Raw genomic sequence first — 12,240 nt, 5'->3', positions numbered from 1 at the left:
TGTCGGACAATACTTTCCCTGCCGGCAAAGTCTGGTGGCCTTTACCGGTTGTAATTTGATTTGGTGCATGCTTACGTTACTGTATCACTGTAATCTTTCGGCCTTCAATCCTGAAATGGACAAGATTGGTCATCTCCAGTAAATTCAGCAATTGAGAAACAGGAACATCCCTTGGAATTTTTGCAACAAAAACATCGTTGACATTTGCTTGATATACAACCTCTACGTTATAATATCGCTCTACTTCTGACAAGATGGTGGCTATGTCAGCTCCATTAAAATAGAATAGTCCTTCTTTCCACGCCAGTGCTGATGGTATATCAACATTGTTGTGGATGCTTATATTTCCTTTATTGTTGGTTACTGCCTGTTGGCCAGGTGTTAGTATATGCGTTGCTGTAGTTGTATTTACTTTTACGGAGCCGCTAACCAATGTTACTTTGGTGGAGGAATCGGTTGCAAATGCTCTTAAATTAAAGCTGGTACCTAATACTTCTACGGTGGTTTTATCTGAGCTGTTAAATACGGTAAAAGGCTGGTTACTATTTTGTGCTACTTCAAAATATACCTGTCCGGAAACGGTTACGTTACGTTTACTGCCGGTAAAGGCGACGGGATAAGTCAGTGAGGAACCCGCATCAATCCATGCTTTGGTACCGTCGCTGAGTACGATGGCCAATGCGCGGCTACCTGCAGGCAGTTGAACGGTATTGTTCCCGATGTTTTTGTCTGATCCGGTATAAATAATGACGCCATCAGCTCCCTTGGCTACCTGTATTTTTCCCTGAACCGCCAGCATTCCCAATCCGGCGCTGTCGAGCATGACCTGTTGTCCGTTGCTGAGGGTGAGCACCGCATGGTTACCTGCCGGTGCGGGAATATCATTTTTGAAGCGCTCTATCTGCGGCGCCAGTGCCGGCTTTGCGGCACGCTGCTGCAGGAAATATCCGCCTGCTCCCAATAGGATCACTACGCTGGCAGCGGCAGCCCAGCTACGCCAGCGGATAACCTTTGCAGACCGCTTCGGCTGTAACATAGGCTGGAGGCGGTTCCTGATCGCCTGCCCAATAGCTTCCTCGTCGCCCATCAGCTGCTCATCCCATTGGGAGCCTTGCTGAAAGGCGTCAAACAAACGGTTATATTGCATCAGCTCCGCATCTGTAGCGGTTCCGGCTGCAACTTTTTCCGTTAATGATATGATCTCCTCTTTCGTCATGTAAATGCGGTCATATACTCAGGCAATCTCAAAAAGCCTGACCCCTAAAACATAACAATAATTTTTTTTAGAGGCCTGTCAATGATAATGGGTAAGGACAGGAAATAGTAACAGCGCCAGCAGATGAGGCTCTACGGCAATACGGATTCTTTTGAGGGCAATCGTCTTCTGGGCCTCCACAGTTTTGATGGAAATCCCCAGCAGGTCAGCAATCTGTTGGTTTGATAACTGGCCGTCGCGACTCAGCAGGAATATCTCCCGGCATTTCTCCGGCAAACAATTCACCGCTTCACGGATGATGGTTTTAAGATCGTTGAGTTCCAGTAATTCCTGGGAACCGGCAGGTGTTTCGGTATTTAGTCCTGACAGATCAGCATAAAATGATTCCCTGATTTTTCCGGAGCGGATATAGTTGGCTACCTTAAACCTGACTGCTGTACGCAAATAAGATGGGACCGCCTGTATATCCAGCTGGTGACGCTTCTCCCATAACCACGCAAATATATCCTGCACAATATCCATGCAGGCTTCTTCATCCCGCAACAGATAAAAAGCAGCTCTATACATGGCTGACCAATGTCTTGCGTACAATTGATCAAAAGCATAGGTCTCATCCCTCTTTAAAAGACTAATCAGTTCGAGGTCACTATGAGTATTATCTATTCTCAAAATATCGCTCTTTCTACCGCGAAAATAAAAAAACGCGATTATAATCTATGATATTTCTTATGTCCTCCCCCGGAAAGTAGCGCCCGCCTGCGGCGGGCGCTACTTTCCGGGTTTCTGCTGCTGCCTCCGGCAGCAGCAGAAACCCGGAAACAAACAGCATGTGCTTAAACAAAAAAAGGCGCCAGTGGCGCCTTTCAATTAATTCTTACCTTTCTTCTTCGGTATCAGCAACCGCTGAGGCGCATCGGCAATAAACTGCCCATTCACTTTTTTATCCACCGTTTCTGTTAGTTCCGCATCATAACTGATCTTACCTTTCCTGATCTCATACCACCTGGAAGGCAGGTAATACATAGAATCTGCCGCAGCATAAGGCACCGGCGCCTCACTGCCGCCAAATTCCAGGTTATCATCCCTGTCCCAGTCCTTTACATCTGAACTGATCGCTGTCAGCAATGAATCTGCCAGCGAGTGATCTATATTAAATACAATTAATTTGTCTTTGTTGGGGGTATCCGTTACTTCCAGGAACAGGAAAGCGGTACGTCCATCTTCTATCAGCCGGTTACGCTTGCTCGCATATTTGATCTTATCTTCCTTAAATACGTAAGCCTTGTTGCCATTCACGAATATGGTTCCCTTATATACCGTGATCAGCTGGCGCTGATTGCTGGTGAAATGAAGCTCTTCCTTTTTCTGTTGCGCCAGCATTGGCAAAGCAAAGAGTAAACACAGGCATAGTCCTGACAGGTGTAATTTCATAGTAAGTAATTATTGCAGATCAAGTTAGAATTTTTTTCCTTCAGATTTCTACCAGATTCCAAAGATACCTTTGCTTTATAAACGGAAACTTTAACCAGCATGGTATGTGGGGATTAATAATCATATTCATCTGTAGTATAATATCTTTTCTGCTCAGCGCCATCTGTGGCGGCGGCGCTGGACTGATCCTGATACCGGTATTAGGCATAGCGCTCTCTGTTAGCCAGGTGCCGGCAGCATTGTCTATCGGTACTTTCACCAGCTCTGCCACCAGACTTGCCGCTTTTAAAAAACATATCAACTGGCATATCGTAAGATATTTTGTGCCGGCAGCCATCCCTGCCGTATGGCTCGGCGCCTGGTTGCTCAAGTACCTCAATCCGGTATACCTCGAAATTATGATGGGACTGTTCCTCCTCAGCAATATTCCATCACTCCTGCAAAAAGCAAAAAATGAATCCTTCGGCCATGCACCTAATAATATGGCCTTAACGGCCATCGGCTTCGCAGCAGGATTCCTCTCCGGCATCACAGGCGCCGTGGGCGTGCTTTTCAACAGGTTCTACCTTCGGTACGGACTCACCAAGGAAGAAATCATCGCCACCAGGGCAGCCAACGAAATCATTCTACATCTCATCAAAATAATATTATATGCCTACCTCGGACTCATTACCGCCAGGGTGGTAGAAGTAGGGGTACTGGTGGCTATCGCCGCGGTTATCGCTACCTGGGCTACTAAATCTGTACTGCCTAAACTCAGTGAACACCTGTTCCGTAAAATAGGATATGCCACCATGGTACTGTCGGGTGTGGTGATGCTGACCAGTGCCACCAATAATCTTTTTGCATCCAACAAAGGCTATCTCAATACAAAACTGATCACAAAAGGCGTAGAAGCCAACCTGCAATGGCAAAGAAAAAATTTCTCACTCGAATTTACCTACGATGAAGGCTTCGAATTTGAAGTGGTGATTCCCTTCGCTGAACTCAATGCCACCCAGCAAAAGACGGTCATGGACGCCCGGCCTGCCAATACGCAGAATATCATTATTGAGGCGGTGTATACCATTGGCGAAACCTCCTATGAAGCCTATTATTTTTCCAATCAGCAACTGATTCATAAAATAGACTTCCGCTAAAAACATTACCTTGGGATCTTTAATTTCAAGGTCAATGAAAAAAATATTGTTACTGGCGGCATGTTGTATATGTAGTCTGGCAGCCTTTTCACAATCTGTCCGTGTTAAATTCACCACCAGCTACGGCAGCTTTACCGTCATGCTGTACGATGAAACGCCTAAGCACAGAGATATGTTTCTCGATGAAATAAAGAAAGGTACCTATACCAATGCCTTGTTTAACCGTGTGATCAAGGATTTCGTGATACAGGGCGGTGAGCTGGACGATAGTATCCTCCTGAAAGAAAAGCAACATCCTGAACTGGGTGCTCCCCGCTTTCCGGCAGAAATCAAACCTGACCTCTTCCATAAACCAGGTGCATTGGGCGCCGGCCGCGATGATAACTGGGAAAAAGCATCTTTCTTTGACCAGATATATTTTGTCATAGGTAGAAAATATACCGACCAGGAACTCGAAATTATTGAGGCTAAAAAAGGCTGGAAAATTCCTGAAAGTCACAAGGAAGTTTATCGTACCATCGGCGGTATTCCGCGACTGGATGGCGATTACACGATATTCGGACAAATCACGGAAGGACTGGATGTCGTGAAAAAAATCAACCAGGTAGCTACCGATAAAAATGATGTTCCATTACAACCGGTTGCATTCAGTGTGAAGGTCATGAGAAAGTAACAATTGTCATAACGACATTTATTTTAATACCTGTTTTTATTTTTCCCTACGGGAGATGATTGCCGCGACCACAGCCAATTTCAATAAGCCCACACCATCGGCTTTACCGACAAAACAATGAAATCCATCGATGAATACCAGGCGGATTATTGATGGATTTTATTATTTTGTCTCAAAGCACACGTTATGATCAGGAAGACAGAAGGGTTCCAGGGACAACGAATGATCGTACTGCCACGAAACCTGCTAACAGCCCATTGCGAACAGCATCCTATCATGTCCGCATTATATATCACCGACATTGGTTATTATCCCAAAGCCCGGTTTCATCACCGCAAACGCCCACAGGGCGCAGAACAACATATATTAATCTATTGTACCGAAGGCAAAGGCCAGGTAACAATAGGCGGCAACAGCCACGTCATCAGGGCGGGCGACTGCTTCCTGCTGCCCCGTAACCTCGACCATGAATACCGCGCCGATATCAGGGACCCATGGACGATCTACTGGGTACACTTTCTCGGCACCAGTACCGACAGCCTCGTGGAAATGGCCCTCAAAACATGGCAGGATACCAAAACCAACCTGAAATGGTCCGCACAGCGGATCGACTTCTTCGACCTTTGCTACAACCAGCTGCAACGTGGCAACAGGCCCGAAAACCTTACCGGTGCCAACATGTATCTGCCCGCATTCCTCGCCAGCTGCCTCTATCCCGAACATACCGTTACAGCCGACAGACAGCACGACGTCACCGATCTGGCCATCACCTACATGAAAAATAACCTGCACCAGATGCTCACGCTGCAACAGATCGCAGCCGCTGTCAACCTCTCGCAGTCGCACTTCTCCGCCCTGTTTAAAAATAATACCGGCATCTCCCCTATAGAATATTTTAATCAGATGAAAATACAGGACGCCTGCCAGTACCTGCTTTTCACAACTTTACGCATTAAGGAAATCGCCGCAAAACTAGGAATGGAAGATCCCTATTATTTCTCCCGGTTATTTACAAAAATTATGGGCGTATCGCCCAACCAGTACAGGGAAAAGAAAATATAATCAGAATATAATCCATCAAATACAGGATTTCATCTATGGATCATTCGGGACAGTGGTAATAACTTTATTTCCTGTCAACAATGAAAAGAATGAAGTGCTATTCCACGAAGAGATTCACAGCGATAATCTCGATTGCTTTCGCGTCGGCTGCCGTTATTACGGGCTGCCAGTCGGGCCGTAAACCGGACTTCAGTACTGAAATAAAGCCTATTCTGAATAAACACTGTATCAGCTGTCATGGCGGCGTTAAGCAGAGTGGCGGTTTCAGCGTACTTTTCCGGGAAGACGCCCTCGGCAAAACAAAATCCGGCAAACCAGCCATCATCCCTTTCCATCCTGAAGAAAGTGAGTTTATCCGCCGTCTTACCTGTAAAGATCCTAAAGAGCGGATGCCCCAGAAAGGCACGCCACTCACCAAAGAAGAGATCGGACTGCTCACGCGATGGGTAAAATCCGGCGCCGAATGGGGCGAACACTGGGCATACGTAGCGCCAAAAGCCGCTACTGTACCAGATCCTAACCATGCCATAGATTATTTTATTGAGAAAAAAAGAAAAGCCGAAGGCCTCAGCGCCTCTCCCGAAGCCGATAAAATGACCCTCCTGCGCCGCGTATGCCTCGACCTTACCGGTCTGCCGCCTACACCGCAGATGGCCGCCAGCTTCGCTGCCGCTACCAATGCCAATGCATACGAACAACTGGTGGATACCCTCCTCCAGTCGCCGCACTTCGGCGAAAGATGGGCCTCTATGTGGCTCGACCTCGCCCGGTACTCCGATACAAAAGGCTATGAACGCGACGCCGGCAGACAAATATGGCGCTACCGCGACTGGGTCATCGATGCCTTCAATAAAGATATGCCCTACGATACCTTTACCATCCATCAGCTGGCTGGTGACCTCCTCCCCGATCCTGACAACAACCAGATGATCGCCACGGCCTTCAATCGTAATACCATGACCAACGACGAAGGAGGTACCCAGGACGAAGAATTCCGCACCGCTGCCGTTATGGACCGCGTAGCCACCACCATGGACGTTTTCCAGGGAGTAACCATCGCCTGCGTACAATGCCATAGCCACCCCTACGATCCTTTCCGATTCGAAGACTACTATAAACTCCTCGCCTTCCTCAACGATACCCGCGATGAAGATACCCACATGGAACATCCTAAACTGCGTTTATACGACAGCGTTAGCCTGGCCCAGGTAAGGGAAATCAACAGCTGGGTAGCTACCAACGGCTCCGCCGCCGACCAGCAAGATGTACAGGAATTCCTCCGTGTACTGGAACCGAAAGTACATGCCCACGACTGCGACCAATACATCAACGGCGCCCTCGTAGATACCAAATACCTCGGCATCCGCGATGGTGGCAGCTGCCGGCTTCCGAAGCAGCCACTCAACAACCGCACCCACTTCTTCATGAACTACTGGACCAGCACCACCGGCGGTACCATGGAAGTACGTCTCGACAGCCTCAAAGGAAAAGTATTAATATCTCATAAAATACAACCAACAAAGGGCAGACAGGCCATAGACATACCTATCCCGCCTGTTGCCGGCACCCACGACCTGTACCTGGTATTCCGCAATCCTTCGCTGGACAAAGCATCCAGCGTATGCAGCGTGGAATGGTTTGCCTATCGCAACGACTTCCCGGGTAAAGGAAAACCGGGATTTGATAAAGCATATGAGGAGATGATGACCGTCATCAACAAAAACCCGGAAGATGTGCCGGTAATGGTGGAAAATCCTGCTACCATGCACCGCGTGACGCATGTCTTCGAACGTGGCAACTGGATGGTGACAGGAAAAGCCGTCACCCCTGACGTACCACACTCCCTGAACCCATTCCCTGAAAATGCACCACGTAACCGCCTGGGCCTCGCCGAATGGATCACTGCCGATCAAAACCCACTCACTGCCAGGGTGATCGTCAACCGCATCTGGGAACAGCTCTTCGGCACCGGTATCGTGGAAACCCTGGAAGACTTCGGCACACAGGGCTTTACGCCTAGTCACCCGGAAATGCTGGACTATCTTTCTTACCAACTCATGCATCAGCATAAATGGCACCTGAAGCCACTGATCAGGGAAATAGTGCTGTCGGCCGCCTATAAACAAAGCTCCGCTGCCACACCGGAAATGATCGAAAAAGATCCTGCTAACCGCTACCTGGCCAGAGGCCCGCATTTCCGCCTCACCGCCGAAGAAGTGCGCGACCAGGCGCTGGCCGTAAGCGGACTGCTGAATCCAAGCCTTCACGGCCCAAGTGTCATGCCTTATCAGCCGGATAATATCTGGCAGAGCGTATGGAGCGGCGAATACTGGAAGAAGGCTGATGATGGCAACCAATACCGCAGGGCCATATACGTTTACCAGAAACGTACCAGCCCTTACCCTTCCATGCTCACCTACGACGGCAGCAGCAGGGAGGTTTGCATGCAACGACGTATCCGTACCAACACGCCACTGCAGGCACTCACTACGCTCAACGATCCTGTATACGTGGAAACTGCCGCAGCATTGGCTTTGCGCATGCAACAGCAAGGCAGCGATGCCGCTACGTGTATTCGTTGGGGTTACCAGCAGGCCATGTTCCGCCAGCTGCCGGAGAATAAACTGAAAGTGCTGATGACGCTCTATGATACAGCATTCAAGAAATACAGCAAAGACGCAACAGCTGCAAAAAAACTGGTAGAAGGCGCCACCGGCAAGCCTTCCGGCGATAGTGCACAAACAGCAGCCCTGGTGGTGGTAGCCAACGCTATCATGAACCTGGATGAATTCCTGATCAAATCTTAAATCTGCGTAGTATGTCCAGATATAAAAAACTGATTGATGAAGCCAACAACCAACAGCTTCGCTATACCACCAGGCGGCACTTCCTGCTCGACTGTGTAACCGGCCTTGGCGCCGCTGCACTGGGGTCTTTCCTCGCAGGCTGCGGCAACAACAGCAGCGTACCGAAAGCTGTTGCCGGCGATCCCATGGCGCCCAAAGCGCCTCATTTTCCTGGTCGTGCCAAAAGTGTGATTTACCTGCACATGGCCGGCGCACCTTCTCAGCTGGAACTCTTCGATTATAAACCTGCCCTGCAGAAACTACATAACCAACTATGCCCGCCTTCTTTACTGGAAGGCAAGAAATTCGCGTTTATCCGTGGCGTTCCTAAAATGCTGGGGCCACAGGCGGTCTTCCAGCAACATGGCCAGTCCGGCGCCTGGATCTCTGACCACCTGCCACATTTCACCGCCATGGCAGATGAAGTCAGCTTCCTCAAAGCCGTGCAGACAGACCAGTTTAACCACGGCCCGGCACAGCTGCTGATGCAAACCGGCAGCGCCAGACTGGGCAGGCCTAGTCTGGGTTCCTGGGTAACCTATGGACTGGGCACGGAAAACAGCAACCTGCCAGGATTTGTGGTACTCACCTCCGGCGGTAAAACACCCGATGCCGGCAAAAGCGTATGGGGCAGCGGTTTCCTCCCTTCTGTGTACCAGGGCGTACAATGCCGTACCAAAGGAGACCCGGTGTTGTTCCTCTCCGATCCGGAAGGCATGGACCGCGATCTGCGCAAAGCCTCAATAGACGCTATCAACAAGATTAACGAAGATGAATATACCGCTTACGGCGATCCTGAAACACTGGCACGTATTTCACAATACGAACTGGCCTATAAAATGCAGATAGCCGTTCCCGATGTAATGAGCATTGCCAATGAGCCGGATTATATCCACCAGATGTACGGCACGCAACCTGGTAAGGAATCCTTTGCAAATAACTGTCTGCTCGCCCGCAAACTGGTGGAAAAAGGGGTACGCTTCGTACAGCTCTATGATTGGGGCTGGGATAGCCATGGCACCGATGAAAACCTTGCCATCGACTATGGGTTTAAAAATAAATGCAGAGAGATAGACCGCCCGATCACCGCACTGCTGCAGGATTTGAAGCAACGCGGCCTGCTTGATGAAACGCTGGTGGTATGGGGTGGCGAATTTGGCCGTACCCCTATGCAGGAAAACCGCGATGGTAAAGAAATGCCTTTCCTTGGCAGAGACCACCACGTAGAAGCCTTTACGATGTGGATGGCCGGCGCCGGTATCAAAAAAGGATCTTCTCATGGCGAAACGGACGAAATCGGCTATGCTGCCATTAAAGGCAAGGTAGCCATCAACGATATTCACGCCACGATCTTACAACAACTAGGATTTGATCACGAAAAACTCACTTACCAGTTCCAGGGAAGGCCTTTCCGCCTGACGGATACCGGAGGAAAAGTAATCACCCCTATATTAAGCTAGTCCACACATGAACAACGAAAGAAGGAACTTTTTAAAGCAGTCGTCTTTGTTAGGCGGTGCATTATTACTACCAAAATTAAGTAGCGGCCAAACGCCGGAAGAAGGCCTGCAACCTTTCCGCAGTAGCGGTATCAAAGCAGGTTATCAGCTCACTATCATGGGCACCAACTGGGGTTTCAACGGCAACACGGATGAATTCTGCGCCGCCGCCAAAGCCGCCGGTTATGATGGCATAGAAATGTGGTGGTCGCACGACAACAAGGTGCAGCAGGAATTGTACGCCGCACTGAAAAAGCACCAGCTGGAAATTGGTTACCTCTGCGCAGGTAGCAGCAGCGACTATACGAAACATGCCGCTGAGTTTGAACAATCGCTGAAAGCCGCTACAGGAAACAATCCTGTAAAACCATTATATATCAACTGCCATAGCGGGAAAGATTATTTCACCTTCGAACAGAATGCCGCGCTGATAGATATGACCTACCGTTATTCTAAGCAGTCGGGCATACCGGTATACCACGAAACGCACCGTTCGCGGATGTTGTTTGCAGCGCATATCGCCAAACAGTTCATTGCAGCAAAGCCTGACCTGCGGCTTACCCTGGATATCTCCCACTGGTGCAACGTGCATGAAACCCTGCTGCATGATCAGCCGGAAGCCGTAGCGGCAGCCTTATCGCGGGCTTCACATATACATGCCCGTGTAGGTCATCCCGAAGGGCCACAGGTCAATGATCCACGGGCGCCTGAATGGGATTCGGCCGTGAAACAGCATTTCAGCTGGTGGGATGAAATCGTGAAAAGACACCAGGCCGACGGTAAGCGACTCACTATTTTAACGGAGTTCGGGCCACCGGATTACCAGCAGACATTGCCTTATACCAGGCAGCCGGTATCGGACCAATGGGGTATCAATGTGTATATGATGCAGCAACTGCGTCAACGTTATGGTAAATAAATTAGTGTTCTGAGATGATTTTATTAGCAACCAACGGCAACTGGAGCAGCTTCACCGGAAGGATTCATCCACTTGTCGTACACCTTCCCATAGGCATACTGCTGATAGCTGTGCTGCTGCTGTTACTCAGCCGCTGGCCGCGTTGGCAGCGATTCCGCAATACGATTCCGTTTCTTTTCCTGGCAGCCTTCCTGGCAGCCCTTTGCAGCTGCCTGACCGGCTACCTCCTTTCACAGGATGGCGGCTATGACGACCATCTGCTGGATACACACCGTAATCTTGGTATAGCCGTTGCCGTTATAAGCGGCATCATGTGTATCGTACAATCAGTAAAGAAGCTGGCCAACCGTATACAGATACCTTTAGCGGTACTCCTGCTGGTACTGATCAGTGCCGCCGGGCATTACGGGGGTAGTCTTACCCACGGCGACAACTATCTTACCGCGGCCATGCCACCGGTATTACAGCGTTTTAGTAAGGGAGATATTCCCGCAGTGGCTGCCTATAAAGATATCAGCGATGCCAGGGTCTATGAAGACCTGGTGCAACCTGTGCTGAACGAGCGTTGTATCAGCTGCCACAGTCAGCAGAAGCTGAAAGGCGGCCTGCAGCTGGAATCGCTGGCACTGATGCGTAAAGGCGGTGAAAACGGCCCCGTGCTGAAAGACAGTATGCCGGAAGAAAGTGAGCTTTTCAAAAGACTGCTGCTCCCGGAATCCGACGAACACCGCATGCCGCCAAAAGGCAAGCCTTCGCTGTCTCCGGCAGAAACAGAGCTGCTGCACTGGTGGATTGCCTCCGGCGCACCTGCCGGCAAAAAGGTAAAAGACCTGCCTAAAAACCCGCGGATCATGGCGGTACTGGCGGCCATGCAACCCGCAGCACCTATAGACAAACAGGAATTCGTTCCGGAACGGGAAGTAGCCCAGGCTGGCAAAGTGGCTATCCAGGCGCTTACAGACAAAGGCCTGAAAGTATTGCAGGTAGGTGATGCCGATCATCATCTCGCTGTATCCGGCTATACCGCAGGAAATTTCTCCGATAAGGATATTTCCCTGTTACTACCTGTAAAAGAACAGCTGATATGGCTCGACCTTTCCGGGACGGCCATCACAGACGCCGGTATGTCGGCCATCGGACAACTCCCGCATCTAACCAGACTGGATATACGAAAAACAGCTATTCAGGGGAAAACACTGCAGGAACTCAACCACTGTACAGATCTCCGTTACTTAAATATTGGCCAGAACAACTGCAGTGCCGCGGATATCGGGGTATTGAAAGGCAATAAAAATCTGCAACAATTATATCTGAATGAAACGCAGGTGAATAAATCTATGTTATCTCAATTACAGCATGATCTGCCCGGACTCAAAATAGATACCGGCGGATACCAGCTGCCAGCGCTGGCTTCCGATACGATCGAATATCATAAAACTGCGAAACTATAATACA

At 49.5% G+C, this 12,240-nt stretch carries 10 protein-coding genes; 7 read left to right on the top strand and 3 right to left on the bottom strand.

What is annotated here, in order from left to right:
- Window positions 1-76 precede the first annotated feature (76 nt).
- The 3 genes from F3J22_RS29185 to F3J22_RS29175 form a co-directional block, all read right to left on the bottom strand.
- Window positions 77-1,216, bottom strand: coding sequence for a FecR family protein (locus F3J22_RS29185; protein WP_167021503.1), 1,140 nt, complete (start codon window positions 1,214-1,216; stop codon window positions 77-79).
- Window positions 1,217-1,294: 78 nt separating this feature from the next.
- Complete coding sequence (locus F3J22_RS29180; protein ID WP_255492099.1) at window positions 1,295-1,807, bottom strand: RNA polymerase sigma-70 factor; 513 nt, start codon at window positions 1,805-1,807, stop codon at window positions 1,295-1,297.
- A 276-nt stretch (window positions 1,808-2,083) separates the two neighbouring features.
- Window positions 2,084-2,647: a hypothetical protein gene (locus tag F3J22_RS29175; RefSeq protein WP_167021501.1), complete on the bottom strand. Its 564-nt coding sequence runs from the start codon at window positions 2,645-2,647 to the stop codon at window positions 2,084-2,086.
- Between the two features lie 104 nt (window positions 2,648-2,751).
- On the opposite strand from F3J22_RS29175, the gene F3J22_RS29170 reads away from it, so the two are divergent.
- The 7 genes from F3J22_RS29170 to F3J22_RS29140 all read left to right on the top strand — a co-directional run bounded on the left by F3J22_RS29170 (window position 2,752) and on the right by F3J22_RS29140 (window position 12,236).
- On the top strand, window positions 2,752-3,786 hold the full coding sequence (locus F3J22_RS29170; protein WP_167021500.1) for a sulfite exporter TauE/SafE family protein: 1,035 nt from the start codon (window positions 2,752-2,754) through the stop codon (window positions 3,784-3,786).
- A gap of 34 nt (window positions 3,787-3,820) precedes the next feature.
- The gene (locus F3J22_RS29165) at window positions 3,821-4,459 is read left to right on the top strand and encodes a peptidylprolyl isomerase (protein WP_167021499.1); all 639 of its coding nucleotides are present in this window, start codon (window positions 3,821-3,823) and stop codon (window positions 4,457-4,459) included.
- Between the two features lie 186 nt (window positions 4,460-4,645).
- The gene (locus tag F3J22_RS29160) at window positions 4,646-5,521 is read left to right on the top strand and encodes an AraC family transcriptional regulator (RefSeq protein ID WP_167021498.1); all 876 of its coding nucleotides are present in this window, start codon (window positions 4,646-4,648) and stop codon (window positions 5,519-5,521) included.
- 80 nt (window positions 5,522-5,601) lie between these two features.
- Complete coding sequence (locus F3J22_RS29155; protein ID WP_240155232.1) at window positions 5,602-8,328, top strand: DUF1553 domain-containing protein; 2,727 nt, start codon at window positions 5,602-5,604, stop codon at window positions 8,326-8,328.
- An 11-nt stretch (window positions 8,329-8,339) separates the two neighbouring features.
- The gene (locus F3J22_RS29150; protein ID WP_167021497.1) at window positions 8,340-9,827 is read left to right on the top strand and encodes a DUF1501 domain-containing protein; all 1,488 of its coding nucleotides are present in this window, start codon (window positions 8,340-8,342) and stop codon (window positions 9,825-9,827) included.
- A gap of 7 nt (window positions 9,828-9,834) precedes the next feature.
- The gene (locus F3J22_RS29145) at window positions 9,835-10,785 is read left to right on the top strand and encodes a sugar phosphate isomerase/epimerase (RefSeq protein WP_167021496.1); all 951 of its coding nucleotides are present in this window, start codon (window positions 9,835-9,837) and stop codon (window positions 10,783-10,785) included.
- A gap of 14 nt (window positions 10,786-10,799) precedes the next feature.
- Window positions 10,800-12,236, top strand: a complete 1,437-nt coding sequence (locus tag F3J22_RS29140; protein ID WP_167021495.1) for a c-type cytochrome domain-containing protein — start codon at window positions 10,800-10,802, stop codon at window positions 12,234-12,236.
- The last annotated feature ends 4 nt before the right edge of the window (window positions 12,237-12,240 follow it).

The sequence above is a fragment of the Chitinophaga sp. Cy-1792 genome (assembly GCF_011752935.1).
Lineage (GTDB): Bacteria > Bacteroidota > Bacteroidia > Chitinophagales > Chitinophagaceae > Chitinophaga.
This window is presented reverse-complemented; position numbering and strand designations above follow the sequence as displayed.

Bases quoted from the DNA above. Each gene is read 5' to 3' on its own strand.
- F3J22_RS29185 (WP_167021503.1), bottom strand. From the start codon at position 1,216: ATGACGAAAGAGGAGATCATATCATTAACGGAAAAAGTTGCAGCCGGA.
- F3J22_RS29175 (WP_167021501.1), bottom strand. From the start codon at position 2,647: ATGAAATTACACCTGTCAGGACTATGCCTGTGTTTACTCTTTGCTTTG.
- F3J22_RS29170 (WP_167021500.1), top strand. From the start codon at position 2,752: ATGTGGGGATTAATAATCATATTCATCTGTAGTATAATATCTTTTCTG.
- F3J22_RS29165 (WP_167021499.1), top strand. From the start codon at position 3,821: ATGAAAAAAATATTGTTACTGGCGGCATGTTGTATATGTAGTCTGGCA.
- F3J22_RS29160 (WP_167021498.1), top strand. From the start codon at position 4,646: ATGATCAGGAAGACAGAAGGGTTCCAGGGACAACGAATGATCGTACTG.
- F3J22_RS29155 (WP_240155232.1), top strand. From the start codon at position 5,602: ATGAAAAGAATGAAGTGCTATTCCACGAAGAGATTCACAGCGATAATC.
- F3J22_RS29150 (WP_167021497.1), top strand. From the start codon at position 8,340: ATGTCCAGATATAAAAAACTGATTGATGAAGCCAACAACCAACAGCTT.
- F3J22_RS29145 (WP_167021496.1), top strand. From the start codon at position 9,835: ATGAACAACGAAAGAAGGAACTTTTTAAAGCAGTCGTCTTTGTTAGGC.
- F3J22_RS29140 (WP_167021495.1), top strand. From the start codon at position 10,800: ATGATTTTATTAGCAACCAACGGCAACTGGAGCAGCTTCACCGGAAGG.